Source organism: Pseudomonas beijingensis (assembly GCF_030687295.1).
Lineage (GTDB): Bacteria > Pseudomonadota > Gammaproteobacteria > Pseudomonadales > Pseudomonadaceae > Aquipseudomonas > Aquipseudomonas beijingensis.
The window spans coordinates 5,212,807-5,236,918 of the sequence record NZ_CP117425.1 but is presented as its reverse complement, the minus strand read 5'-3'; the positions used below and the strand labels follow the sequence as shown (position 1 = coordinate 5,236,918).

Below are 24,112 nucleotides of genomic sequence, written 5' to 3'. Positions count from 1 at the left end.
CATGATCAGGAGGATGTCCCCTTGCGAATCGACAGCAATGCACGCCCCACAGATACCCAATTCCCTGATTCTGAAGCGGGTCAGCGCTTCGAGAAAATTCTTGGCGCGGCCCGCAAGCAAGTCAGCGATAAAACGCCTGACCCACGCGGTGCGGCAGACAAAGAGGCTTCGCCGTCCCTGCCTGACAAGGTGCTCCAGGCGTTGCGAGAAGCGGGCGGCACCATAGCTGAAGCGCTGAAGCCGCCTTATGGACGCACGCTGCGCGACGACGAAACCGTGCCGCTCCAGGATCTCGAGATTTTCATGGGATGGTGGACAGATGGCGAGGTGACGGCATACTCGGCTCGGGACAAGGAGGGCAATGAATTCACCATCAGCAAAGAGGCGACGCCTGATTACTTCGCCAAGGTTGATGCGTTGCAAAAGGGCAACGACGAAGGCTTTTTGTTGCGCGCAGATGGCGCGCTTCTATCAGCAGAAGCACTGGCGAGCGCAGAAATCTTGCCCCCGGATGAACACACTGGCTTTATCCGCCTGACGATCAACGGCGAAAAGATCAATGTCTCGAAGGATGTGACGCCCGACCTCTACAACCAATTGGTCTGGAAACAGGAAGGCTACCAGAGCAAGTTCTACGAGCAGAACAGTGAGGTCATCGATACGATCCGTGATCGATGGGACGACTGGAACGCCTCCGACAGCATTGTCAGTGACAAGGATTTGAGGAAGTACGCGGCCGATGAAAATCGAAGCGCGGAAGATCGCGAGGCGGCGCAGTTCCTGCTCGATAACAAAGGATTTTTTGACCTGCTTGATACCAAGGCACACAACAACAAGGCCGACGGCAAAATCAGCAGCAACGACCTGAATGCATGGCTACGACCTGTTGCCTCTAAAGCCGAAGATATCGGCGCCTATAACGACTTTCTGAAAGCCTCCCCGAATGCTGACGCAACCTCCCTGGAGCTTGCGAAACATTCGGCGCTGCTGCTGGAGAACTTCGACGAGATCAGCGAGCGGACCGATAGCGGTAAACACCTGACGCGTGAGGCCCTGCAGAAATACCTGGATGAAAACCCGAACATCAGTGATGACTTGAAGCAAGCCCTGACTTTTTGGTCGCAGGCGGGTGCGTTCGAAACGCTTGAAACCAGTGGGAAACCATTGGAGAGCAAACCCGATGGGAAGCTCGACAAGCGCGACATCCAGAACTGGCTGAAGAGCGCCAGCCCCAAGACCGCTGGGGATGCTCTGCTGTTCATCAACCAGATAGCGAATGCCAGCGGGGTCTCCGGCATTGATACCGGTGACCTGGGTAAGGACGTCTTCGAAAACCCTGGCAACTATTCCGCCGAACAGCGGGCTGCGGTGTTACAGGATCTGCTCAAGGCGCGACAGTTGATCATCGACGGTGCGGCTGCCGGTCTGTGGAGTGATGATTACGGTAAGGTTTCCATCGCCAACGCTGTGCGCAGCCATCCAGATCCCAACAAGCTCTGCTTGCCGATGTCAATAGCCACATTGACCAGCTACAAAGTGATCCCGAGGTGGTCAAGTTTCTTAATGAAACCACCTCGACGCAGATGGCCAATCTATTTGAGGCAGTACCTGGGTTAAAGGACTCGGTGCAAAAAAACTACGAAGACATCAAGTCCGGTGCAGCTCTTGATGCGCTATGGGACAAGCATACGAAAGACGGCAGCACTGACCAACAGGCGGTGCTGGCCGAATACTTCTCCAGTGCAACGCTTTATCAGGAAGCGCTCGGCATCAATGATCGGGCAGAGATTCAAAAGGGCGTCGGCGCCTCTCAGCATGCCCAAGCGTTCCAGGATTATTACGAGCACTCGCTTGCTTCCGGGACACGACTGGAAGAACTGATGCAAACCGGCACCTTCGAAGAAGCGGTCAGCACCTTCTCCGCGGAGGTCGCGCTCTACAACGCGGCACTGGACCCTACCGTCACCGCACGTTTCGACACGCAGTTGAACGACAATTTCAGCAGGATCGGGCGCGACAACGCCATGAAAGACGGCACCTTTGATGACCTCAAGCAAGCCTTGGGTATCAATGGCGGCGACGAACTTGACGAGGCAAAAGTCAAGACGATGGCCGAGACGCTTATCCAGTCCAATCCGGAACTGGTGACCAACCCGGATGGCACCGTCGCAACGGCCGACCAGATCGTCGCGGGCATCCGTTCTAATTGGGACATCCTGCGCCAAGGCACCAAGTCGCTTGCGGAACTGAAGTCGCCCTGGCTCAACCCCGACCTCAAGAACTTGTCCGACAAAGGGGTACTGCATGGCGTCAGCGGCATCTTCATGGCTGGCGTTACGATCGCCAAAGGCGCTCAGAATGGCGCAAACCTGACCGAACGAAACATCATAGACATCACCACAGGATCGGTCATGACGACGACCCTGCTCACCGAGGGTGGTGCCAAGAACCTGAAAAGCTATCTGAAAAACGTAGGCAACGCTGATCTTGATCCCAACATCAAAGCCTTTTTCGACGACCCCATAAAATCTCTCACCAGCATCGCCGACAAATTTGAAAGCGGTGCCAAGGGTATCGGCGGTTTGGCCGGCATAGTTGCGGGTGCGTACGGAATCTTTGATGGCGTTCAGTCGATTCGCAAGGGCGACCCCGTCAGTGGTGGTATCAGCATCACTTCAGGCGCACTGGCGTCATTGTCAGGCCTGGCATCCGCGATTGAGGGCGGCGCAGGCCTTTTTGGCCATCTGGCAGTCAGGGCGGCGATGGCCCCGCTGGCTGGAGTCCTAGGCACCGTGGCGGCGGGCGTCGGCGCGGTTGCCCTGTTGCTCCCGGGCCTTATTGCGGAGGGCAAACGGCAGACGCAGCAAGACCACTTTGGTGATCTACTCGGCGACTATCTGACGCAGTACGAAATCGATGGCGTGCAGGGCGGTGATTTCAGTGACATTCCCGATGAGGACTGGCCGCAAACCGACTAAAGCCTGTTCCCAGGCTTGCCCGGTGAGCCCTTGCCCTCCATCGGAACCCGTGTCGGATGGAGGGCTCAGCCCAACTAAAGTGCACACCATGTTTGGCTTTGCAGGGCTGGGCAGATGACTTGGTCGAAGGGAGACTCACTTTTTCCCCTCGCACGTTAAGTGTTATCAGGAATCGAGAGGAGTACTCCCCCGACGGCAGCAGGACTCAGTTCTTGCCTTTAATAGTGGATTCGAGCATTTCCCTGCTGCGTCTGTGGCATACCCGCGGAAGATCGGTAATGCGCAACCAACCGCGGGTGGCCAATGCCATCTTAGAACCCGAGCCTATCCCGCAGCCCGTAATACCAAGCCCCCATCGCCGCAAACGGTGTACGCAACAACTGACCGCCAGGGAAGGGGTAGTGCGGCAGGTCTGCAAACGCATCAAAACGCTCAGCCTGACCGCGCAGCGCCTCGGCCAGGACCTTGCCCGCCAGGTGCGTATACGTCACGCCATGGCCGCTGCAGCCCTGGGAATAATAAATGTTATCCCCCAGCCGCCCGACCTGCGGAAGACGCGACAGTGTCAGCAGGAAGTTTCCGGTCCAGGCGTAATCGATCTTCACATCCTTGAGCTGCGGGAAGGCCTTGAGCATCTTCGGCCGAATGATCGCCTCAATGTTCGCCGGATCCCTTGCGCCATACACCACGCCACCGCCGAAGATCAGCCGCTTGTCCCCCGTCAGCCGGTAGTAATCGAGCAAGTAATTGCAGTCTTCAACGCAATAATCCTGAGGCAACAGGCTGCGAGCCAACTCATCGCCCAAGGGCTCGGTAGCGATCACCTGGGTGCCACAAGGCATGGACTTGGCCGCCAGCTCCGGCACCAGATTGCCCAAGTAGGCATTGCCGGCCACGATAATGAACTTGGCCCTGACCTTGCCCTGCGGCGTATGCACAACCGGGCTGGCGCCACGCTCGATGCGCACCGCCGGCGATTGCTCATAAATCACCCCACCCAGGGACTCCACCGCCGCCGCTTCGCCCAGCGCGAGGTTGAGCGGATGAATATGCCCGCCACTCATATCGAGCATGCCGCCCATATACTCATCACAAGCCACCACTTCGCGAATACGCCGCTGATCCAGCAACTCCAGCTGGGTATGCCCGAAACGCTCCCATAAACGCTTCTGCGACTCCAGGTGGCCCATCTGTTTAGTGGTGAGGGCAGCGAATACACCGCCGTCCTTCAAGTCGCACTGAATCTGATACTTCTCCACCCGCTCGCGAATAATCCGCCCGCCCTCGAACGCCATGTTGCCCAGCAACTGCGCCTGCTGAGGACCGACACTGCGTTCGATTACATCAATGTCGCGGCTATAACTGTTAACGATCTGCCCACCGTTGCGACCCGAAGCACCAAAGCCGACCTTAGCTGCCTCCAGCACGGTGACCTTGAAACCGTTCTCCAGCAAAAACAGCGCAGAAGACAGCCCGGTGTAACCGGCCCCGATCACGCACACATCAGTCTCGACATCGTCCTGCAGAGCCGGGCGCGCCGGAACCGGGTTGGCCGATGCGGCGTAATAGGACGCTGGGTAGGATGTGTTCGTCATTCTGGAACCTCTGTTTTATATTTTTTACGAATGCAGCGATCCTACCCGAGATAAAAATCGGCCGCCAGCCACCTCCAAATCTTCGTTGCCCCGGTGAAATTAAATATTTTGCATATTCATAGGGTTAGGTGAAAAAAAGGTGTTGACACCCCTCCGGAATTCCGTAGAATGCCGCCTCACAGCAGGCACGTAGCTCAGTTGGTTAGAGCACCACCTTGACATGGTGGGGGTCGTTGGTTCGAGTCCAATCGCGCCTACCAAACAAAATCCGCTCTGCTGGGCGGTCTAGAAGGGGTAACCAGAAATGGTTACCCCTTTTTTGTTTCTGCGATTTTCAAAATGGTGAGCGTTTACGTAGGAGGCGTCTGAAAAACTCATAAAAAATCTCAATTAGTCCTTAAGCCTATCGCTGGTTTTGTTTTGTCGCGTTACGCTCTGAATGTCGCGATACCGCTCTCAAGAGCTCTGGAAGGCTTTGACTGTTAGCCTCTCCAAGCTGAAGAGAGGTAGCCGATGCTCCTTTAGTAAGCGCACTGATGGCGCTAGAATCTGGAATGTGTATCACCCCCTACCGAGCACTGGAGGCAATCATGGCCGGATCTGAAAAAGAAAAGCTCTCTGAAGAGGCTATCTGGAACCTGGAAGTTCAGATCCCGGACGTGGCAGCGGGCGCTACCCATGCAGCCTTTGTCCGCGCCCTTGCAGCTGGGCACACGGTACTCATGGTTGAGGGTTCCCACCTGGTTGAGTCGAAGGCTGACGGTAGCATCCGTGTAGTGGGTGAAGCCAAGCCCCGCCGTAAGGTAACTGTCGGAGAAGTCGTCAAGGTTCGTCGTCTCAGTGCCTGTGCCTAGGTTGCGGGTGTTTGCCGGTCCTAATGGTTCCGGTAAGAGCACCATCAAGGACCAGATTCCCTCCAATCTCATTTGCACCTATGTAAATGCTGACGAGATAGAGAAGGAGGCTAGAGCATCTGGCTTTGTTGATCTTTCTCAATTCAATGTCACTACAACTCAAGAGGTTGTGCGGAAGTTCTTCGCGGAGCACTCCTTGCTTCAGAAAATCGGACTGCAAGACCAGGCTCGGTTAATTGGTTTGAATAATCAGCAGGTCGATTTTCGGGGCGTTCAAATGAGCTCCTATTATGCTTCCGTGATTTCCGACTTTATCAGACATAACCTGCTTATCCAGACCGTCAACTTTACGTTTGAAACGGTGATGTCATTTAAAGACAAAGTTGAATTCATGCGTCTGGCACAGGCGAATGGCTACAGGACCTATCTCTACTTCGTGGCAACCGAGTCCCCCGAAATCAACATCAACCGGGTTGCAAACCGTGTTGATGATGGCGGCCATGATGTTGCGCAAGACAAGATCGTCGAGCGTTATTATCGCTCGCTTGAGCTGCTTCCTTCGGCAATCGCGGCTTCTGATCGCGCGTATATTTTTGATAACTCCGGAGAAAAAGCGGTCCTGCTGGCAGAGATCACGAACGGCACAGATCTTCAGTTCCACGAAGAAGAAATACCTGACTGGTTTATGCATACGTATGTAGACCAAGTCCTGTAAGTTAGCGCTCTGTGAGTGATAATCTACGAGTTCTTCTATAAGTAATATTGGATGCAGTCATGAAAAGCTGTTTGAGGACGCTCGGAGCTAGCCTCGCTAACAGAGTAGTGATTCCCGCCGCTTGGGTATCGGGGCTTGCGATGATAGGGCTTTTGTGGGGCGTGATAGAGTTTTCGCCCGGTAAGCTTACAGTCGAAGGACGTCAGCTCTTCTTGGCTTCTGTTTCTATTTTTTGCCTCGCCATATGGCACTTGATATGGCGCAAGAGACGAGCAAAAGCACTTGTAGCATCCATCAACCTAAAAGAAGGCCTGAGCCTTGACGATACTCAGTTGCTCGGCTATCCAAGCCCCATATTTCTTGCCTTTGATCTCTCCAACAAGAAACTCGCTCAATGCCAAAGCGCCACCGGCGAATATCAAATTCGAGACTTCACGTGGGTAATAGGCTGGCAGTGTGAGTGGCAACGGATTGACAGCAGGGTGTCGGGCGGGGTTCTTCAAATAGTCGATGGGGCGGGCATGAGTGTTCCAGCCGACGAGATTCGGCGTAGATTCATAAAATTCTCACTGGTTTTGACGGTTGCCGATACAAGTCATCCTCCCCTCCGTTTTCCAATGAACCGGAGCGCAGCTGAAGGGTGGTGTAGTCGGTGCAATGTACTGTTCAAGTGCTGAACACGAAGCATCACACCGGAAGATAAATATCTTTAGAACTCGCGGCAGGGGGAACCGGGGGGAACCGGGGGTAGACCCTGAGGAATCCCCGAATTTTCTTACAGGAAATCAAGAAGTTGGAATATTGAAGAGACCTGCATGAGTCGGCAGCTTGTATTGCACCACACAAAAACAAGATCCCGAACTCATGCAGGCCATCCGATTTTACACAGAGCGCTCGCTCAAGCACTTCCCTCTGTCCATTCCCGCCGCCTGACTAGTTGTGTCAGTTCATTACTGCAAGGCCGTCGTCTGACGCTGACGGGGCTAGGGCGGTCTCTGCCGGGTCGGGCTTACCCCAAACATGCCATCAAGCGAGTAGATCGATTGCTGGGTAATCAGCACCTCAGGGCAGAGCGTCCACTGTTCTACTGGGTGATGTTACGAGCGTTGCTGGGCTCGCTAAAACATCCATTGATTTTGGTCGACTGGTCTCGAATTGACGCCCCAGGGGACGCGTTCTTGTTGAGATCAGCGATCCCGTTGGCAGGACGCTCATTTCCCATTTATGAAAGTGTGCATGAGCGTGAGAGTTGCCCGAGATACCAAAAACGATTGCTCAGCACATTGGCCGAACTACTGCCTGACGGCTGTATTCCCATCTTGGTAACTGACGCGGGTTTTCGGCGTCCATGGATGAAGGCGGTGGCAGCACAGGGCTGGTATTACGTGGCTCGCATACGAAATCGTGAGCTTTATTGCAGTGATGGCGCTGACTGGCAACCCGTGAAAAGCCTATATGCTCTGGCCACTTCATCACCCAAATCGTTGGGCCATGTCGAGATGACCCGTATCGCTCCCCATTTCATCGACTTGTATTGTGTCCGGCACTCGGCCAAAGGCCGAAAGCATCAACGAGTCACAGGTTCAATCGCCAAAAATAAGCTCAGTCGACAGTCCGCCAGACGTGAACGTGAACCTTGGTTGCTGGCGAGCAACCTGGAGCACAGCGAGTGGAATCCAGCGAAAATCGTCGCAATTTATAAAAGGTGCATGCAGATTGAAGAAGGCTTCCGGGATCTAAAAAGTGAGCACTTGGGGTTGGGGCTGAACCTGCATAGAAGTCATTGCCCTCGGCGCATTGAGGCGCTGCTGTTGATTGCGGCTCTGGCCAATTGCCTCATCTTCCTGACAGGTCTACAGGCGCGTGAAAGCAAATTGGAACAGCGTTATCAAAGCAACAGCCTTAAAGATAGGCGAGTGCTTTCGCTGTGGCGTTTAGGGCTGGAGTGGACTTTGGTGGACGAGAGCATTTAGAAAAACTCGAGCAGGCCCTGCGCGACGAGGTGCATTATCAGGCGCAGAGCCTGGAGTAAATTTGTGGGGATCCCTCAGGGGCAGACCACGATTATGAGGAGGACTGATTACAGGTGAACTCTAGTGGTGGTCTGTCCCTAATTCTCACTGGTTCATACTCATTGGAGAGGTCTGGGCCAGGACGGTGCGGTTCCTCAGATTTCATTCCGCGACACGAAAGCAGTATTGCGCAGCGTGTCACGACGCGTCGTCAGCTTTAATAGCGAGGGACCGCGGGCGTCCAGTGACGCCTACCACAAGCCCTTTATCTTAGTGAACGCCAAGCTTAGCTCTAGCTCGACATGTTCTACGTCTCGCTCCGAGATGAATAGAGCCTTATTGCTTGAGTCGTTCAAGATTTCGCTTGCTCGATCTATCAGTTTTGCCGGGTCCATTCCCTGCTCTTGCGCGGCTGCGATTACCGCAACCAAAGCTTGCTGATAAATTTCATGATTTACATCAGACATCTCTAGCTCCTTGATCCGGCTCTATGCCGGTCATCCCGTGATACCCCAATCCGAGCCAAAATGCCACCATTGGTCTTGTAGGAGTACGGCGACAGACCACGTTTATTTGTCTGATCCTCAAACAATCGTCCTAGAAACTCGTATATTTCAGTCCTTGGGTTTTAGGCAATAGACTGGGATTTATTATTTCAAGCCTGCCCGTGGTAAAAGGTGATCGTCTCTTTTAAGGAGTCCGAAAACTCATAGATTTCATCAAGTGAATTAATAGGATGTCGAGTTTCATTTTTGTCTTTATCGAAAACGCCTAGATATTTTTGGGTTCTATTGAAGTGGAGTCTGGCGATCGGCTTTCGATTGTTATCATCCAATAAAATTCCAAAGTAGCTCTGGGTGTCTCTGTGTGCGATTCGCTTCGAGTCGATCACTGTGCGCACTATCGCCTTTATGATATGGAAACCTTCCAGCTCCTCCATTGTAGTAAGGACTCGATCCTCAGGCGCGTCATTTGTTTCTGGCTGGCTCGCGGACACAACCCGTTCAGCTGGAGTCGGTAGCGGAACGCCGCTGATCGCGGACTTCAAGCGATCGTTAATTTGATCGTTTAGGAACTGAGATGCAGCTTTTTTGGTAAGAAGCGCGAACTGCTCTCTTACTTTTTGAGTGATCACACCTTCATAGATCCGAGAAGCAAAGAAGCGCACAAAATCATCGTCGGGCTGGGTGAACTGGGCGGCCATTTCCCTTTTTATCTGGCCTACGTACTTTAATTCACCTGCTGCGTTAATGATTGATTCAACGTCAAATGCTGATTTTGTGAGCTTTTGCAATTCAGGTATCACGTGTTCGTCGATATCTAAAAGGTCTATCTCCAGAAATGGTTTTTCATCCATTTTATTGGGCGCGTCTAAATCGGTGAAGAATCGGTAGAGTCTGCCGTTAGTTAGGATTGATATTCTGGCGGTAGTGACATGGAAGTATCTGAATAACTGGCTCGCGTGATTTATATTCAACGACTCGCCAATTTTTTTAGTTTCAATAAGAATCTGAATCTGGCCATTTTTTAGGATGGCGTAATCAATTTTTTCGCCTTTTTTTGTACCAATATCACATATGTATTCGGGCACGACTTCGGAAGGGTCAAAAACGTCATAGCCAAGCACTGTGTGAATGAATGGCATTACAAAAGCGGTCTTAGTTGCTTCCTCAGTTTGGATTGTTGATGCTAACTGATTCACCTTCGCCGACATTGCGTTCAAGCGTTCTATAAATTCCATTTCCTAGCTCCGTAGCCATTTTCCCGAATGGGCCAATAGAGGCTTAACGCTACTACTTGTTAGGTTTACCCGATACTGGATTTTTATCCAGGCTGGATGGCCAAGCAGTCTAAGAGCGATAGAGGCGGCGAGGATGGAGCCAAGGCAGAGCTGAGCGCTCCGACGTCAAGGAAAACGGGGACAGACTACAATTGTGATACGGTTCGGTTACTCAAATCGTGGTCTGTCCCCGGTTTCCGTATTTGATTTCCAGTTAGACGCCGCCCTCCGTTACCGGATGCGGATGCGAGTGGTAGATTTTTGCATGGTGGCTATGCGACATTGCTCAGCTTGGATCATGTCGCATGGAGCTGAAAATGAAGGTCTTCGTAAGCTGGTCTGGTCAGCGTAGCAAGGTAGTCGCAGAGCTGATCAGCGATTGGATAAAGTGCGTGTTGCAGGCTTCACAGCCTTGGATATCTACACGTGATATTGACAAAGGCGCTATTTGGTTTTCTGAAATCTCAGATCAGTTGAAGGATACCGCAGCCGGGATAGTTTGCTTAACACAAGAGAACAAAAATAAGCCTTGGATATTGTTCGAAACTGGGGCGCTTGCCAAAGGGCTAAGCACAAATCGAGTCTGCACTTTCTTGATAGATTTGCAGAGCAGTGAAATTGAGGATCCCTTGGCGCAGTTCAATCACACATTTCCAGAGCGAACTTCTATGTGGGGGCTGACTTGCTCTCTAAATGCATGTCTTGACCAAAGTCGGCTTGATGAAAGAATTCTACGTCAGGTGTTTGATACGTACTGGCCTCAGTTTGATAAAAAGTTCAAAGAGGCCATTGAAAATACTCCTCAAGCGGAAAATGTGGAGCCAAGGTCAGAGCAAAGTATACTTGCAGAAATATTATCCAATACGCGGTCATTATCAAGTCGAGTCAGAGAGCTTGAGCACAGGCAGGCGGTCGCTGCAGATAAGTCGCCTAGTTTTACAAGTGGTTTTAAACCGGCGGAGGACTTCATAGTTGAGCTTGCGAATAACGACGCTGTAACCATCCAGGAAATTTTGCGGAAGGCAGAAGAACTAGGAGTGGAGCGAAGTGTGGTTGAAGATATTCTTTCTAAGTATAGGATGGTCATTTTTTCCAAACATACAAGGTCGCGCAAGCCATCCGGAAAAGAAGAATGAGTCAATTGTTTAATTGGCGCTAACCTCTCGCGGCGACCGCCGTAGCAACCCGCGCGCTGCCCAGCGTGATGTCCGAATGTCAATAAGTGGTGTGTGTCGGCCTAGGCCCCATCGCTACCGGCGTAGTGGCAATTTGGTTTGGGCTGGGGTATTACGGATGACCGGCATGGGCCGCCTTAAGGAGCGACAATGGGTTTAGCAATGAAGCATCAACACGAACTGGTAGCCATTCTTACCGCAGGAGCCGCTTTACAGCTCTCCGCGAAAGCAAAGCATCAACACGAACTTGTATCTCTTGCCGCCGCAGCATTGCAGGGTGGGTCTCATCTGACGCTTTCGGATGTTTCGATGAAACACCAGCATGAGCTAATATCCATAGCCACCGCCGGTATAGGACACGTTACTTTTAGGGGCTGATTATTCGTCACCGCAAAAAAGGGGACAAAAAAGGGGATACGAAAAAGGAAAAAGGGGACAGATTTATTTTTTTGCGTCATCGACTATGCTTCCTGTACGTGGTTCGAGTGGGCGGGGCGGGAGAGGGGTTGAGCACTTTGCTATCATCGGGTTGAGCGGTAAACGGTGCAGCGATAGACAGCGGGCATTGACGATGCCAGCATTCACATCTGGTGGTGTGTCGCTTGCGAGATTATCAATTGCCTCTAAGCCATTGATTTTGCTGGAATTTATCAACTTGAAATGGAGCGGCCTTAAGTGACCCCAGTGGTGCACGTGACAGCTGATCATCGCCCGACTTTTTTGCCTCTGAGCATTTCAGTTCGAAGTGTACGTTCTCTATAACATTTTTCCCGCTGTGCTTCTGAAGCGCACTGATAACCTTTGTCTCTTGAGCTTTGGGGGTGGTATCGTTGGGCTATCATGGTCTGGAACAAAAATTGTGAGGGGATTAATGCCTGATTTAAAGACCCGTATGCTCTTCATTAGCCATGCTTGGCAATATGAACAAGCTTACCTTACACTCGAAAGCTGGTTTGATGCGGCGCCAAATTTTTCTTGGAAAAATTGCAGTGTTCCTAGCACCCATGCGTTGCCAGATAAAACAACAGTTGGGCTGGCGGCAGGTATTACTCGCCAGATGAATCCAGCTCAGGGTGTATTGATCATCGCTGGTATGTATGCGGCTCATAGTGGTTGGATCGACTACGAGATATCCGAGGCGCGTAGGATGAATAAGACGATTATAGGGATTCGACCTTGGGGGCAGGAAAGGCTGCCGGTAAAAGTTCAGGAAGCTGCACGCGTTATGGTGAACTGGAATAGCCAAAGTGTAATCGACGCTGTTCGCCTGTATATTTAATTGACTTGGATGGTTGCGTGAATCACTCCGAATATCCTGCTATCTACAAATCAGCGTCTGATCTTTCTGCCGACTCACAGAAAGCGTACTTCAATGCTCTAAAATGGAACATGGGTTTTCTCATTTTGGCGACGGTTATTTCGGTAGCGAATTCGTCGTGTCCATGGGCGGCTATTACGCAGGCGTTAGTTCTCTTGGGTGCGCTTGGGTGTGCCATCTATCTGTATGTTGTTAAGCCGGATAGACACTGGTATTCGGCCCGAGCTTTGGCTGAGTCTGTCAAAACAAGTACGTGGCGATTCATCACCAAGGCTGAGCCGTTTACTAATCCCGACGAACAGGATCGCCACAACTTTGTTCTCCGACTTAAGCAGGTTTTAGACTCGAACAAAGACGTGGCTGGCAGTTTGAGTACGCATTTAGATGAGTCTCAAATTACCGATGAAATGGAGCGAGTACGTCAACTCTCGACCGCTGATCGGCAAGCGTATTATAGAGATAACAGGATTGTAGAGCAGCGAACGTGGTATGCAAAAAAAGCTGCCTTCAATAAGCGTAAAGCTGCTTTGTTTTATTTTTTGTTGTTTACAGTTATCGTTGTTGCGATTATTTTGGCTCTTTGTAAAATTAAGTTCTCTTCCGCGCCTTATTGGCCGACCGATGTGTTTGTGACTTTGTCAGCAAGTATGCTTAGCTGGATACAGGCGAAGCGATATCAAGAGCTAGCTGTTTCTTATGCGCTTACCGCTCATGAGATTGGATTTATTCGGCAATCCGCCAGCAGTGATATGGAGGATGGCGAGCTTTCTGTATTTGTTGGTGATGCAGAGAATGCATTTTCACGTGAGCATACTCAGTGGATAGCGCGGCGGGATACATAAGGGGGAGCCAGTCTTCAATGTGTGGCGAATATGACACCGCCACCTTTTTCCCGTCAAAATCAACCCTGTATTTATGCGAAAAAACGGGACAGACCCTGAAGGGGGCCCACAAATTTACTCCAGGTTCTGCGCCTGATAATGCACTTCGTCGCGCAGGGCCTGCTCGAATTATTCTAAATGTACTCGTCCGCCAAAGTCCGTGCAGCAACGCCAATTCCAGCTCTAAGCGCCACAACGAAAGCCCCCGTCTATCTTTTTAGCTGTTGCTTCGATAAAAGCTGTTCCAATTTGCCTTCACGTGCCTGTAGCCTTGTCAGAAATATGAGGCAGTCGGCCAGAGCCGCAATCAACAGCAGCGCGTCAATGCGCCGAGGGCAACGGCTTCTATGCTAGTTCAGCCCCAACCCCAAATGCTCATTTTTATATCCCGGAAGCTTTCTTCGATCTGCACGCGCCTTTTATAAATCGCAACGATTTTCGCCGGACTCCACTCACTATGCTTCAGGTTGCTCGCCAGCAACCAGGGGGCACGTTCAGGTCTGGCGGACTGACGACTGAGCTTATTTTTTGGCGATTGAATCTGTGACTCGTTGTTGCTTTCGGCTTTCGGTCGAGTGCCGGACACAATACAAGTTGGTGAAATGGGGAGCGCTACGGGTCATCTCGACATCGGAAAAAAGGGGACGGAAAAAGGGAAAGATTTTTGCGAGCTCCATCGATTGGATCAACTGGCAGACTGCTAGAAAATAAATCTGTCGCCGTTGTCCGCCGTTGTCCGGCTCTCATCGGCAATACCTGTCCTTTGCCGCTTAGCGACTCACTTTTAGAGGGGTATTCGGGTGGTGGCTGTTTGCTTCCAATGCGCTATTATTTGCCTTCATCACTAAGAATGGATATTGAGCATGGACGAGGTATACGTCGAAATTGGCACATTAATTTCGAAAATTAACGACTACATTTCAAAAGGCCAAGAGCTGGATGAAACTCCAATTGCGGCTTTGATGGAGGCGCAGGTAAAGGTTGGAAAATCATGGTCTGGATCCTGGATAGGCCATCATTCAAAGATCTATTACGACAATTTAGAAACCCCGCCGCCTGGGGCTCACTTCAGCTCTGAGTGGGGTACTGAAAGCATGCTGGGCCGTGGGACAAGTGGGCACTGGGCGGAGTACGCTTTTGATGATGTGTACAACGAAATTCACCGAATGGCTGGTAATCCGGATTTATCTCTTTATAAAGAATATCATCTAGAAGGGGTGAGATTATTTGATAAAATAAAAAGGGAGCTGGAGGTTTTGCTAACAGTTGAGTCTGAGGCAACTGGCGAGCCATTTTATAAAACACTTTTAGATGAGCTGGCTAAAATACGACAGCTTAGCGAAACCAATTTTATATCTTTTGTGAGGCCAAAAAGTTTTTCTTCACGCGATTCGTTAGCCGTGAGTCAGGGGATAATGACTCCGCCTCACCTCAAGGTGATGGCTGAGTGCATGAATTTAAAAGCGCCATCTTCAGCTTGCAGCAGTTTGCTAATCGTAATGCAGAAAGCTTTTTCTTATTCCCAGCGTCAAACAAAAAAAATGAAGGAAAATTCTATGGTGGGTACAAATGTTTTTATCGGTCACGGTAGGTCTCCAGCTTGGCGCGATTTAAAAGATTTTGTTAAAGACAGACTTGGCCTTCCTTATGATGAGTTTAATCGCATTCCTGTAGCCGGCATAACAAATATTCAGCGACTGACACAAATGCTTGAATCTGCGGCTGTTGCATTTGTTGTGATGACGGCAGAAGATGAACAAGCTGACGGAGCTATGGAGGCGCGAACTAACGTTATACATGAGGTTGGATTGTTTCAAGGAAGGCTCGGCTTTACAAAGGCAATAGTACTTTTGGAGGAGGGGTGCCAGGAATTTTCAAATATTCAAGGGTTGGGTCAGATTCGCTTCCCAGCAGGAAATATTGGTGCAAAATTTGAGGAAATAAGGCTTGTTCTGGAACGGGAAGGTCTAATTGATGAATAGATCGTTTTTTTAATATTTGTGCATATGAAGTGGGCTAGCCCAAAAGATGGGCATGCCCGCTGTCGAAGGCAAACATTCCGGAATACTACTCTCTCCAGAATCTGCTCGGTGCTGCTCGTCTGCCATTTCACGGGAATTTTGGGTCTGGGACACTTCTCGGCGGGTCTTGCCGCGAGAGAAAAGTGGACACGAGGAAAAGGAGACAGATTAATTTTTAACGTCTGTCCCTTCGCTACGGCTTATGAAGGCTCGAACTTGTGCCGCGAAAGGCATTGACGCAAATTCCTACACAAACCTCGGAAACCGGTGCATTGCAGCATTTGGATATACAACCTATTGTCTTCCTGTCGCCCAGATGGCGATTCGGGTTTGGCGACTCGATTGAATGAAGCGCAGAAGCTCCTGCTACACTGCGGGGCTTTTTTGCAGTTGCAGACTGCTTTATGGCAGCTGTGTGCGGGAGACTTTCGAGTCTGCCGGTTCGCTTTCATTCCCGGTTCGCCAACCCGAGCACAGCTGCCACCCTTTCGTTTGGCGACGTTTGAGTGGTAGTCCTTGTCAATTGAATGAAGGTACTGCTCATGACCCGATACATGCCCATCACCGGCATCGACTGCATCCCCGCAACCCTGCTCATCGACACCGAAGCGCCTCTGGACGTCCTTTTCGAAACCGCCGATTACCGCATCCGCACTGTGACCCAAGTCTTGGAAAATATCGCGTTCCGCTCGGACATCAGCTCAGACACGGTGGTACTGACTGATTTTTGTAAATTGCTGACCACATCGTTACGCGATGGTTGTGATGTCATGGATGTGATTGGAAGACGATTGCGGGCGCAGGCGGCGGAATAATGAAGACGGGCGACTTATGAACCGCCCGTTTCATAAGAGGAGAACGGGACCGACTACGATTATGAGACGGTCGATTACAAGTGAACTCAAAATCGTGGTGTGTCCCCGGTATCTAATCCGATCGTCAGGCAGGTGAATGATTAGCCGCATGTCCAGGCTGAGCATGAAGATCAATGCCTAGCGCATGAATGACCTTGAGTACGGTATCAAATCTCGGCTTTGACCCGGGGGCGAACGCCTTGTACAAGCTTTCTCGCCCCATGCCAGAGTCCTTAGCGATTTGCGCCATGCCTCGGGCCTTGGCGACATAGCCGATCGCTCGGAGAAACTCCTCGCTATCACCATCAGCTAGCACCTGAGAAAGGTACTCACTGATTGCTTCGTCGCTATCGAGTAGTGCCGCCATGTCAAATGTCGTCAGGTGTTGGCTCATGTTCAAATCTCCTTGGCCAATTTCTTCGCTCGCCGGGATATCATCAGCACTCTGTGAAGACTTGTCACCACCCGCCAGTAGCACGATGACCACTACCGCGCATAGTGAAATAGACCCGATAGCCAGCGCCTACATCCACACGCAACTCTGAAATACCATCACCGACAGGTTTCACATCGCCCAGGTTACCTGCTGCGGCGCGATCAATGCGGCGGGCAATAGCGATTTTGCTCGCAGATCACGGACCGATGAATGCCAAGCAGTGAACGTCTGCGTTTGTTGGATGAGATAATTCATGAGTGGACCGTATCCAGTTGGATACTGGAAGTCAAGATGCTGATGCTGGTCGTCCCCCTGTATTCTCGATCCGGGGGGCTGGGGGAAACGAGGACAGACCACGATCTGATGATGAGTGAACTCAAAACCGTGGTCTCTCCCCAGTCTTTGCGTAGCAGCAAAAAGGAATCAGTGGGATGTATTCGAGGGCTTGTTACGGACTGCGCGGAAACGTCGAGAGGGCGGGTACGGCACGCATAAAAAAGCCCGCGAGAGAGGCGGGCTTATTCAGGGCTGACCTTCAAAGGCAATCGGACTTGTCTATCTGAAAGTCTGTGATCGGAGCACTGCTTGAGTCATTGATCGTGTATTTGATCAAGAGCCCTGACTTCACGAACTGTCCTAGACCTTTTTCATCGCAGGATACTGAGGCCGCAAGGGCCTTTTTGTCTTTCGTAAATGCGTCGGAATCGATTTCATCTTTCGAGGTTTTTGTAAGTGTGTAGGAGATACGCATGATCCCGTCGTTATAGGTTACCGAATCAAGACGTGTGTCATCGATCATCTTCGGGGACTGGGCATTCATGATGAGCGCGGTCCCTTTAAGCTGGCGTTCTCGCTCCTCCTTTTTGTCTTCCGAAGCAGACCGTGCATGCCAGAGTTGAAGCAGTACAAAGAGTGAGATCATTGCTGAAAAAAATAGGATGGGGCCGCGGTATTGCTTCAATTGGAATATCCATATCAAAAGGCTATCAGTTATTTGACCATGCCGTTCCCCTCATCTCAAGCTGGAAAAAATGCTGATGATTCGTGTGGGTAAAAAAGGATCGTGGTCTGTCCTCAGCGCCGCCCTGTTCCCTCGCAGGGCGTGCACTGGGCACGCTCGATGACCCGTGTGGCAATTGCCGGACACGTCAGCAGCTCGGCGAACAGTCGCCAGAAGAAATTGAGCATCGGTAATCCTGACCTGATAGCGTTGCGTGAACGGGTCATGGATGGGACAGCGAATGGGCAAAGCATGTGTTCCGATGTCTATTCGGAATGAGGACCCTTAATGCCGTACAACTACACAAACGGTCGCTACCTGGTCTTCAAAGGCCGGGGCAGTGATGGGGCGCCCTTTGGCCGGATTCACCAGGACGGAAAAGTTCGAAACCTCCTGGGTGAGCCGCTGTACTACATAGACATGGACGAACGTGCGTTCATTTCGGTCGATTTTGTCTTTCAGGGTGAAATACAAAAATGTCGCGACACGTTTTGTGTGCTCAGCGACAAAACGCTTTTCACATTTTCCGAGATGAAGGTTAAACCACTGGGAAACGAGACCGAGGAGCAGGCGCTTCACAGGGAGTTCAAAAGAAGGGCGCTAAGTTTGGCAGGGCAGATCGTTCAGGCGAAGAGTGAGATGGTGCAGGCACGCTTGGATATGACCTGGTCCAATTTAAACCCTTGCCGTCGTTTCGGTGCCTTCTTCACGAGCCGAGCCCGCAGGGAGCGAGCATCGCTAGGGTGGCCTTACAGTGGGCTGGAAAGTGATCATGAGTTCAAATCGGAGTCTGTCCCCGTCTCCTCATCCTCGCTCGCGACAATGGTTTTGTGGGCTGCGGATGCAAGGAAAGCGCGGGCAGACCACGATTATGAGGCGATTCGATTACACGTGAATTCAAATCGCGGTCTGCCCTCAGCTTTCTGGTTTCCGCCGATCGAGGTGGGTTCTATAGCGGCACTTGCAGGAAGTCCTCGTCGTAGCTCGCGCTGGGAAAACATCCAGTCAATCTATACTCCGCGTTTTGCCCGGACACTCGCCAAATTAATTGGGACTTAAATGAAAAAGGTAGTTTTGGCTCTCTCGCTGGTCACCCTAGTAGCCTGCATGCCTTATCAATCAGTCAGCTCGCCAGATCCAAATTGGATGCGTCTGGGTGGAGAAAAGCCTGAGGGCTATCCAAGGACGTTTGTTGAGAACCTGAGCGGCCATTGCGCTCTGGTTACCGAGTCATGGACTGATGGAAGAATCAACGGTCGTCTTCTGTGGACCAAGAAGCAGTCTCGAAAAGCTATTACCTGCCCATAGGCGCCTGTGTAGGGGCTGATTTCGCGCCGGGAAGAACGGACAAGACACGACTGTGAGACCGCCAAATTAATGTACGCAATATCGCGGGCTGTCCCAGTTTTTGCTGACCCCGCCCTTGGCTCGTAGCAGCGAAGTAATGGTGCTAAATTCTGCGCGTCCAGCGTGTGGGCCCATCTGGCTCGGCGGGATATTAACGCCTCTCTCAACCGATTTTGTGGATATGGAAATTCAATGAACACACCCAAGCTTTCGATTGCGCTGTCCTGTGCTGTTGCTGTTTTGATGTTGAGCGGATGCGCTGCCTCTGTAAAAAGCGGCGGGACTGAAACGCTCGTCATTCAGGAGTCAGCCAAGCAGAACCTGGTCTTGAACTTTGAAGGAAATAGCAAGGTTCAACAAAATGAGGACTGGCCTCGCTTGAAGCGGGAGTGGAATGATGCCCTGCAAGTCGAAGCGACTCGCGCCGGCTACAGCCTTACAGAGACTCAGGCATCAAGCCAAGCGGGCAAGGACGGTGTCGGTATCAAGATCAACGTGACCAATTTCCGTTACCTGACCCCAGGCGCTCGCTACGGAGCGGGGGTCATGGTGGGGAATGCGTGGGTCAATTCCAGTGCAGATTACTCGGACTTGAAATCAGGCCGCCTGATTGGAACTCGAACGTATGACACCTCGTCGTCTGCTTGGGAAGGTGTCATGTCGGCCATGACCCAAGAGCAGGTTCAGGCTATTTCTCAGAAAATCATAAGTGACATCAAGGGCGCAAAGGCCAAGTAATGCGATCTTGGTTAACCGGCGTCATGAGTAGATGAATAAAGCGGGTTGCGGAAGAGCACGGATGACTCAATGGAAAACACAGGGATTCTGGAGCAGGGCGTGGATCTATACGCTGTTGCTATTTCTCATAGGGTTTATCACTGATTCCGATGCGACCTGGTTGGGCGACGGCTCATCCAAGCCCAAGCGGGTCTTCAGCCTTGGCTTCATCGCGTTCTGTGCGTTGGTGGCTGTGTTTGAGCTGATAGTGCTGAATCACTTCTATGGTGTGAAGTAGGTGAGGCGAGGGTTAAAGGATTGAGGGGAGGCGGGGCAGATCACGATGATGAGGCGAACTGATTACAGATGAACTCAAAATCGTGATTTGTCCCCAGTTCTCTCACTGATTGGGGGGCATCGGCGGCGGAATAGGTATGGAACCCTGCATAGCGTTCTGCCGTGCGATGCATTCGCATCGAAGCCGATGAAGCAACGCGCCCGAGGACGATTAATCAATGCCCAAGAAACTTCAGGAAAGCAAAACAGCGACGGCTGCTGACATTGAGCGCTCTATCCAGGCACTGAACAAAATGGCTGAACGCCTCTGGGGTGATGGTCGGGAGGCTGAGGCGAAAGCCCTGCTCGATGCCTTGGATGCTTTAAACAGGGCGCTCGACAGGATCAGGGTTGGGGAGAGCCGCAGGGTTCTTCATTAATGCTTGAAGGGAAATGGGGGCGCTCACGATGTGACACGGACCTATTACAAGGGGCCCAAATCGTGGTCTGTCCCCGGTTTACTCCCCGGTTTACTGACGCTCCAGTCCAATTTTTAAAGCCTGAATCCAGTGACAACCTGCTGGGTGGGGGCACTGGATGACGTCCCATAACACTCTTGCCAAGCAGCGTTAAATTCATTGATTAAACTATAGGTTCCAAGCTCATAGACATCTATGGAGTCCGGGTCGGTCTTGGACTTTCTCATGGGTTGAACAATCATGCCCCGCACTGGAATGCCTGGATTAATCAGGGCAAGCAAGATTTTATTAACCAACGCTTTCTTTGCGTATACGTCTGAAGTTGATGTGCTTGCCAAGTTTCCGTTGCTTCCAAGCAGGCCGAGCAAGCAATAAAAAACCCAGCGTGTAGACATTTGTCGACCATAACTGGCATCGCCGAGATGGGCGTCCACACTTCCTTTACATTCGACAATGAGGTACTCCTCCACCGCGCCTGTTCGCAAATTTCGCTTGACCCATATTTGGTCTATCCCATTGGTTCGCCCTGATGAGGCTTTGCCAATTTTCAGCTGATAGTGGGTACCCATAACGGTTACCATTAGTTTGGCAGCGCCATATTCTCCTCTGTTCTCCGATGCGTAGTGTTTGGCATTTGAATCTCTTAAATTTGAATAATGGTTGTTAAGTCTATTGCCAGATTTTACGTCGTTTTTGCGAAATTTTAACCAGCCGGAAACCTCAGAATACGCGGCCGGATCTTTAGATAACGCATGCACGCACTGTTTTATATTTGGATGGTTAGGGCCGAGTAGATGAAGGTTTTTGGCGATGTAATCGCCAGCACTCTTTGATACGGGGTTGGAGAAGTTGAAGTTTGGCTGAATAGAGCTGCCCGAGGTGAAATATGCATCGGCGTTCAAGGCATTCTTTATTTGTTGAACATCATCCGTGTCGAGGAGAACTAATTGATCGGTACGCCAAGAAGCGTATTGAGCGTGAGGGTTGTAGGGGACGCAGTGCCTGTTTTGGAGCTGATTTATTGCCACGCTCTCTTGGCGCGAAGAACTCAGGTAGAACCCACCTAATTGACCGAGCGAGGTAAACGGATAGCCGCCACTATGGATGGCTGGGGACGGATTGCTCGATTTAGGTCCGCCAAAAAATACGGTATTGCGTTCTTGTATGATAACGTTGTTTGGTGCAAGTGATAGTATTGTGCTGTTTAAGATTTCACTCGGATCATAGCTGTTAAGATAGTTCATCGGATTCCATCCCGAAATTTAATTTTGCATTTTAATATAGTCGAGAAAACGTAGTCGTCAAATCGCAATCCGATTGTCGGGAGATATTTGAGCGCGCATTCCGAACAGATGAATCAAGAAGCTCAGGCATTGGAATTTGTGAGGGCTGGGTCTGTTCCCGGTTTCAAGTGGCCCCCGTTTGAGCATCTACAGTGTTTGGCCTGTGTTCAATGCCATCACCATTCCGCTGCCGCCACTCATCGACAACTTCTCCCAGTGTTTTAGGTACGCCATCACGTATCCAGGCCATAAAGCCTCTATCAAATTTAAACTTCGCGCCGCAGTGCTCCACCATGAATCTGCGGACGTTCTGTGTGTTTCGGTAATGCTTGCAAACTGGCGTCTCTCTTGTGAGCTGATCGCTGTGCCAATTAAAACTCATGGGGCAGGCTCCATGCTGAGTGGTCTGATTCATGAGTCCATGGCATGGGATGCTTGGCGTTTTGCAAGCGGTATCCACACGTCCACGTAACCCGTCCCTCGGGAAGGTTCGAAATCCGGACTGTACTGCTCGAACTCAGGCGCGTCGGCAAGTTCGTATTCGGATTCAGGCAACCAGTGATTGAAAATGGTGAAGAACGTCTGATGGATCGTCGAGATATGGCCTTGGTGTCGAAACACCACATAGTCTTGCCGTGGCACCCTGAAATACCGAAAAGCCGGAGGCAGACCGTCGACGCAGGACACCTCTGTGCCAGCAATGTACTCAAAACTACCGTCCAGTTCAGGATTGCAGCACAAGCCATAGCTCCAGTTGTTTACCTGATCGGGTACCTGTCCCAAGTAGGGGGAGAACGCTTGCCATAAGCCGACGATGCCTTCGTTCTTATCGAAGGTAAAACGCTCCCCCAGACCTGCGATGAAAAATGCTGCTTTCGTTTCAAAGCGAGGTTCAGAGAGTGTTGTGAGCTTCCTTTCTTTCATACGTAATGGCTCCACCAGCGAGAGATGTACGTCCTCGTGCCCACGCACCTGCTTCGGAGTGAAGCCAAACAGATCGCAGAAGGCGCGCGTAAAAGCTTCATGGGAGCTGTAGCCTGCATCCAGCGCTACTTGCAGGATATCCGGCGCACCTCGACGCAAGGTCAGTGCTGCTTGGCTCAAACGCCGTGCGCGGATGTAACGCATCACCGACCAGCCCGTCGACAGTGCAAACAAACGGGCCAAGGCAAAGGGAGACAGGTTGCAATGGCGCGCGACACGTCCCAGATCGAGTTGGGATCCCAGCTCCAACTCGATGTACCACAGGGCCCTTTCGATACTCAGCATGACGAATCTCCATGAATGCTGAAGCGACGTTATCAAATGAATGGGGACAGCATTTGATCGTTCTTGCGGTTTCTGCTTTCCATGCTGGAGCGTATGAACGACCCTCACGTCTCTTCGCTATGGTTTACGAAGGCTCATTGGTGCCTATCAAGAACGAGTCATAAGGCTACTGCCTACACTGGATTAACTCACTTATCGAAGGACACCGAATGCTCATCGTCTTCAGCGGCCTTCCCGGCACCGGAAAAACGACTATCGCCAATGATCTCGCCGCTACAACAGGCGCCGTGTATCTGCGGATCGATACGATTGAGCAGGCGATTCGAAACTCGGGCGCGCTTGCGCACGATGTGGGGCGCAGTGGCTATATGGTTGCCAATGAGCTCGCCCTGAGTAATCTTCGTTTGGGTCGCACAGTCATCGTTGATTGTGTCAATCCCGTCCTCGAAAGCCGAATCGCGTGGAGCGAAGTTGCCTCACGGGCGGGTAGTCGGTTGGCAAATATCCAAGTGATCTGCTCCGATAAACATGAACATCAGTGCCGGGTAGAAACCAGGAGAGGTGACATTCCTGGGCTGACGCCACCCACCTGGCAGTCTGTACTGGATCATGAATATGAGCCGTGGGATGAAGTTCCGTTTTGCGTAGACACAGCCCTGGTCTCTTCAATGCAAGCGGTCTCGATGATCATCAACCGATTCCTGCCTAATGAGTAGCGCAATTCCAAGGACAGACCCCAGCAGGTTGTGAGCATCGCCTCGTAAAGAATTGACCGGCGGTCCGACCCTTTGGAATTACTGCCGCCCGGGGGACTCAACTCATCGAGGAATATGTATTCCCCAATGGCGGTGAACACCGCCCGAGGTAAATGGAATGACGTCGTTCGAAGAATTCAGGGCCACATCCCATGAGCTTCTCAAAGAGCTGGATGCCGCAACGATAAAAATGATGATGCTAGTTTCTGCGAAAGAGGTATCCGGTCCTTCTTGGGAGGATGCTACCCAGCGGCATCATGACGCTGTAGATGCTTGGCATGCCTTTCTCAATATCCCTACGAATTTCTCGGCGAATCCGCCTCTTCCCTGAGGGCGCGGAAGGAAGAGGGCGGATCGAGCTTCGTTG

At 51.4% G+C, this 24,112-nt stretch carries 26 protein-coding genes, 1 tRNA gene and 2 pseudogenes; 19 read left to right on the top strand and 10 right to left on the bottom strand.

Features of this window, described 5'->3' with window-relative positions; translation table 11 throughout:
- Positions 1–21 precede the first annotated feature (21 nt).
- Both PSH84_RS23340 and PSH84_RS23335 read left to right on the top strand, forming a co-directional pair.
- The gene (locus PSH84_RS23340; RefSeq protein ID WP_305481870.1) at positions 22–1,617 is read left to right on the top strand and encodes a type III effector HrpK domain-containing protein; all 1,596 of its coding nucleotides are present in this window, start codon (positions 22–24) and stop codon (positions 1,615–1,617) included.
- Entirely contained in the window at positions 1,548–2,978 is a 1,431-nt protein-coding gene (locus PSH84_RS23335) for a hypothetical protein (RefSeq protein WP_305481869.1), read from the top strand. Before PSH84_RS23340 ends, PSH84_RS23335 begins: the two co-directional genes overlap by 70 nt.
- 311 nt (positions 2,979–3,289) lie before the next feature.
- On the opposite strand, the gene PSH84_RS23330 is transcribed toward PSH84_RS23335, so the two are convergent.
- A complete protein-coding gene (locus tag PSH84_RS23330; protein ID WP_305481868.1) occupies positions 3,290–4,573 on the bottom strand; it encodes an NAD(P)/FAD-dependent oxidoreductase in 1,284 nt (427 codons plus the stop codon).
- Between the two features lie 183 nt (positions 4,574–4,756).
- Here PSH84_RS23330 and PSH84_RS23325 point away from each other — a divergent pair.
- The 5 genes and pseudogenes from PSH84_RS23325 (at position 4,757) to PSH84_RS23305 (ending at position 8,174) form a co-directional block, all read left to right on the top strand.
- Positions 4,757–4,833, top strand: a tRNA-Val gene (locus tag PSH84_RS23325).
- A gap of 330 nt (positions 4,834–5,163) precedes the next feature.
- Positions 5,164–5,427 carry a hypothetical protein gene (locus PSH84_RS23320; protein ID WP_122566009.1) on the top strand — a complete coding sequence of 88 codons (264 nt, stop codon included), beginning with the start codon at positions 5,164–5,166 and terminating at the stop codon, positions 5,425–5,427.
- Positions 5,414–6,142 (top strand): ATPase, encoded by a 729-nt coding sequence (locus tag PSH84_RS23315; RefSeq protein ID WP_305481867.1) that lies wholly within the window; start codon positions 5,414–5,416, stop codon positions 6,140–6,142. Before PSH84_RS23320 ends, PSH84_RS23315 begins: the two co-directional genes overlap by 14 nt.
- A gap of 59 nt (positions 6,143–6,201) precedes the next feature.
- On the top strand, positions 6,202–6,819 hold the full coding sequence (locus tag PSH84_RS23310) for a hypothetical protein (RefSeq protein WP_305481866.1): 618 nt from the start codon (positions 6,202–6,204) through the stop codon (positions 6,817–6,819).
- Positions 6,820–7,020: 201 nt separating this feature from the next.
- Positions 7,021–8,174: pseudogene (locus PSH84_RS23305) on the top strand (IS4 family transposase).
- A 231-nt stretch (positions 8,175–8,405) separates the two neighbouring features.
- Here PSH84_RS23305 and PSH84_RS23300 read toward each other — a convergent pair.
- A complete protein-coding gene (locus tag PSH84_RS23300) occupies positions 8,406–8,621 on the bottom strand; it encodes a hypothetical protein (RefSeq protein WP_305481865.1) in 216 nt (71 codons plus the stop codon).
- Positions 8,622–8,809: 188 nt separating this feature from the next.
- Positions 8,810–9,895 carry a type I restriction endonuclease gene (locus PSH84_RS23295; RefSeq protein WP_305481864.1) on the bottom strand — a complete coding sequence of 362 codons (1,086 nt, stop codon included), beginning with the start codon at positions 9,893–9,895 and terminating at the stop codon, positions 8,810–8,812.
- A gap of 356 nt (positions 9,896–10,251) precedes the next feature.
- Between PSH84_RS23295 and PSH84_RS23290 the strand changes: the two genes are divergently transcribed.
- The 4 genes from PSH84_RS23290 to PSH84_RS23275 all read left to right on the top strand — a co-directional run bounded on the left by PSH84_RS23290 (position 10,252) and on the right by PSH84_RS23275 (position 13,269).
- Complete coding sequence (locus PSH84_RS23290; protein ID WP_305481863.1) at positions 10,252–11,070, top strand: toll/interleukin-1 receptor domain-containing protein; 819 nt, start codon at positions 10,252–10,254, stop codon at positions 11,068–11,070.
- Positions 11,071–11,259: 189 nt separating this feature from the next.
- Entirely contained in the window at positions 11,260–11,487 is a 228-nt protein-coding gene (locus PSH84_RS23285; protein WP_305481862.1) for a hypothetical protein, read from the top strand.
- A 493-nt stretch (positions 11,488–11,980) separates the two neighbouring features.
- Positions 11,981–12,388 (top strand): TIR domain-containing protein, encoded by a 408-nt coding sequence (locus PSH84_RS23280; protein WP_305481861.1) that lies wholly within the window; start codon positions 11,981–11,983, stop codon positions 12,386–12,388.
- Between the two features lie 17 nt (positions 12,389–12,405).
- Positions 12,406–13,269, top strand: a complete 864-nt coding sequence (locus PSH84_RS23275) for a DUF4231 domain-containing protein (RefSeq protein WP_305481860.1) — start codon at positions 12,406–12,408, stop codon at positions 13,267–13,269.
- 394 nt (positions 13,270–13,663) lie between these two features.
- On the opposite strand, the gene PSH84_RS28830 is transcribed toward PSH84_RS23275, so the two are convergent.
- The gene (locus tag PSH84_RS28830; RefSeq protein ID WP_369530555.1) at positions 13,664–13,894 is read right to left on the bottom strand and encodes a transposase; all 231 of its coding nucleotides are present in this window, start codon (positions 13,892–13,894) and stop codon (positions 13,664–13,666) included.
- Positions 13,895–14,171: 277 nt separating this feature from the next.
- Between PSH84_RS28830 and PSH84_RS23270 the strand changes: the two genes are divergently transcribed.
- Positions 14,172–15,290 carry a TIR domain-containing protein gene (locus PSH84_RS23270; RefSeq protein ID WP_305481859.1) on the top strand — a complete coding sequence of 373 codons (1,119 nt, stop codon included), beginning with the start codon at positions 14,172–14,174 and terminating at the stop codon, positions 15,288–15,290.
- A gap of 581 nt (positions 15,291–15,871) precedes the next feature.
- The gene (locus PSH84_RS23265) at positions 15,872–16,144 is read left to right on the top strand and encodes a hypothetical protein (protein ID WP_003203821.1); all 273 of its coding nucleotides are present in this window, start codon (positions 15,872–15,874) and stop codon (positions 16,142–16,144) included.
- Positions 16,145–16,268: 124 nt separating this feature from the next.
- Here PSH84_RS23265 and PSH84_RS23260 read toward each other — a convergent pair whose 3' ends face one another.
- The 3 genes and pseudogenes from PSH84_RS23260 to PSH84_RS23250 form a co-directional block, all read right to left on the bottom strand.
- Positions 16,269–16,577, bottom strand: a complete 309-nt coding sequence (locus PSH84_RS23260; RefSeq protein WP_038858737.1) for an addiction module antidote protein — start codon at positions 16,575–16,577, stop codon at positions 16,269–16,271.
- Between the two features lie 2 nt (positions 16,578–16,579).
- Positions 16,580–16,874, bottom strand: a pseudogene (locus tag PSH84_RS23255) (type II toxin-antitoxin system RelE/ParE family toxin).
- Positions 16,875–17,154: 280 nt separating this feature from the next.
- Positions 17,155–17,580: a hypothetical protein gene (locus PSH84_RS23250; RefSeq protein ID WP_240998435.1), complete on the bottom strand. Its 426-nt coding sequence runs from the start codon at positions 17,578–17,580 to the stop codon at positions 17,155–17,157.
- 327 nt (positions 17,581–17,907) lie between these two features.
- On the opposite strand from PSH84_RS23250, the gene PSH84_RS23245 reads away from it, so the two are divergent.
- The 4 genes from PSH84_RS23245 (at position 17,908) to PSH84_RS23230 (ending at position 20,399) form a co-directional block, all read left to right on the top strand.
- Positions 17,908–18,678, top strand: a complete 771-nt coding sequence (locus PSH84_RS23245) for a hypothetical protein (RefSeq protein WP_122566000.1) — start codon at positions 17,908–17,910, stop codon at positions 18,676–18,678.
- Positions 18,679–19,158: 480 nt separating this feature from the next.
- Positions 19,159–19,704, top strand: a complete 546-nt coding sequence (locus PSH84_RS23240; RefSeq protein ID WP_305481858.1) for a hypothetical protein — start codon at positions 19,159–19,161, stop codon at positions 19,702–19,704.
- A gap of 61 nt (positions 19,705–19,765) precedes the next feature.
- Positions 19,766–19,981: a hypothetical protein gene (locus tag PSH84_RS23235; protein WP_122565997.1), complete on the top strand. Its 216-nt coding sequence runs from the start codon at positions 19,766–19,768 to the stop codon at positions 19,979–19,981.
- A gap of 217 nt (positions 19,982–20,198) precedes the next feature.
- Positions 20,199–20,399 carry a hypothetical protein gene (locus PSH84_RS23230; RefSeq protein WP_122565996.1) on the top strand — a complete coding sequence of 67 codons (201 nt, stop codon included), beginning with the start codon at positions 20,199–20,201 and terminating at the stop codon, positions 20,397–20,399.
- A 113-nt stretch (positions 20,400–20,512) separates the two neighbouring features.
- Here the strand turns inward: PSH84_RS23230 and PSH84_RS23225 are convergent, their stop codons facing one another.
- The 3 genes from PSH84_RS23225 to PSH84_RS23215 form a co-directional block, all read right to left on the bottom strand.
- On the bottom strand, positions 20,513–21,682 hold the full coding sequence (locus PSH84_RS23225) for a hypothetical protein (protein ID WP_163006846.1): 1,170 nt from the start codon (positions 21,680–21,682) through the stop codon (positions 20,513–20,515).
- Between the two features lie 163 nt (positions 21,683–21,845).
- Positions 21,846–22,103, bottom strand: a complete 258-nt coding sequence (locus PSH84_RS23220; protein WP_122568433.1) for a DUF6434 domain-containing protein — start codon at positions 22,101–22,103, stop codon at positions 21,846–21,848.
- A 29-nt stretch (positions 22,104–22,132) separates the two neighbouring features.
- Entirely contained in the window at positions 22,133–22,990 is an 858-nt protein-coding gene (locus PSH84_RS23215) for an AraC family transcriptional regulator (RefSeq protein ID WP_122568434.1), read from the bottom strand.
- A gap of 209 nt (positions 22,991–23,199) precedes the next feature.
- Here PSH84_RS23215 and PSH84_RS23210 point away from each other — a divergent pair, with 209 nt between their 5' ends.
- On the top strand, positions 23,200–23,706 hold the full coding sequence (locus tag PSH84_RS23210) for a P-loop nucleotide/nucleoside kinase family protein (protein ID WP_305481857.1): 507 nt from the start codon (positions 23,200–23,202) through the stop codon (positions 23,704–23,706).
- Between the two features lie 157 nt (positions 23,707–23,863).
- Positions 23,864–24,076 (top strand): hypothetical protein, encoded by a 213-nt coding sequence (locus PSH84_RS23205; protein WP_122568436.1) that lies wholly within the window; start codon positions 23,864–23,866, stop codon positions 24,074–24,076.
- Positions 24,077–24,112 lie beyond the last annotated feature (36 nt).

Bases quoted from the DNA above. Each gene is read 5' to 3' on its own strand.
- PSH84_RS23330 (WP_305481868.1), bottom strand. From the start codon at position 4,573: ATGACGAACACATCCTACCCAGCGTCCTATTACGCCGCATCGGCCAAC.
- PSH84_RS23320 (WP_122566009.1), top strand. From the start codon at position 5,164: ATGGCCGGATCTGAAAAAGAAAAGCTCTCTGAAGAGGCTATCTGGAAC.
- PSH84_RS23310 (WP_305481866.1), top strand. From the start codon at position 6,202: ATGAAAAGCTGTTTGAGGACGCTCGGAGCTAGCCTCGCTAACAGAGTA.
- PSH84_RS23300 (WP_305481865.1), bottom strand. From the start codon at position 8,621: ATGTCTGATGTAAATCATGAAATTTATCAGCAAGCTTTGGTTGCGGTA.
- PSH84_RS23295 (WP_305481864.1), bottom strand. From the start codon at position 9,895: ATGGAATTTATAGAACGCTTGAACGCAATGTCGGCGAAGGTGAATCAG.
- PSH84_RS23290 (WP_305481863.1), top strand. From the start codon at position 10,252: ATGAAGGTCTTCGTAAGCTGGTCTGGTCAGCGTAGCAAGGTAGTCGCA.
- PSH84_RS23285 (WP_305481862.1), top strand. From the start codon at position 11,260: ATGGGTTTAGCAATGAAGCATCAACACGAACTGGTAGCCATTCTTACC.
- PSH84_RS23280 (WP_305481861.1), top strand. From the start codon at position 11,981: ATGCCTGATTTAAAGACCCGTATGCTCTTCATTAGCCATGCTTGGCAA.
- PSH84_RS23270 (WP_305481859.1), top strand. From the start codon at position 14,172: ATGGACGAGGTATACGTCGAAATTGGCACATTAATTTCGAAAATTAAC.
- PSH84_RS23265 (WP_003203821.1), top strand. From the start codon at position 15,872: ATGACCCGATACATGCCCATCACCGGCATCGACTGCATCCCCGCAACC.
- PSH84_RS23260 (WP_038858737.1), bottom strand. From the start codon at position 16,577: ATGAGCCAACACCTGACGACATTTGACATGGCGGCACTACTCGATAGC.
- PSH84_RS23245 (WP_122566000.1), top strand. From the start codon at position 17,908: ATGCCGTACAACTACACAAACGGTCGCTACCTGGTCTTCAAAGGCCGG.
- PSH84_RS23240 (WP_305481858.1), top strand. From the start codon at position 19,159: ATGAACACACCCAAGCTTTCGATTGCGCTGTCCTGTGCTGTTGCTGTT.
- PSH84_RS23235 (WP_122565997.1), top strand. From the start codon at position 19,766: ATGACTCAATGGAAAACACAGGGATTCTGGAGCAGGGCGTGGATCTAT.
- PSH84_RS23230 (WP_122565996.1), top strand. From the start codon at position 20,199: ATGCCCAAGAAACTTCAGGAAAGCAAAACAGCGACGGCTGCTGACATT.
- PSH84_RS23225 (WP_163006846.1), bottom strand. From the start codon at position 21,682: ATGAACTATCTTAACAGCTATGATCCGAGTGAAATCTTAAACAGCACA.
- PSH84_RS23220 (WP_122568433.1), bottom strand. From the start codon at position 22,103: ATGAGTTTTAATTGGCACAGCGATCAGCTCACAAGAGAGACGCCAGTT.
- PSH84_RS23215 (WP_122568434.1), bottom strand. From the start codon at position 22,990: ATGCTGAGTATCGAAAGGGCCCTGTGGTACATCGAGTTGGAGCTGGGA.
- PSH84_RS23210 (WP_305481857.1), top strand. From the start codon at position 23,200: ATGCTCATCGTCTTCAGCGGCCTTCCCGGCACCGGAAAAACGACTATC.
- PSH84_RS23205 (WP_122568436.1), top strand. From the start codon at position 23,864: ATGACGTCGTTCGAAGAATTCAGGGCCACATCCCATGAGCTTCTCAAA.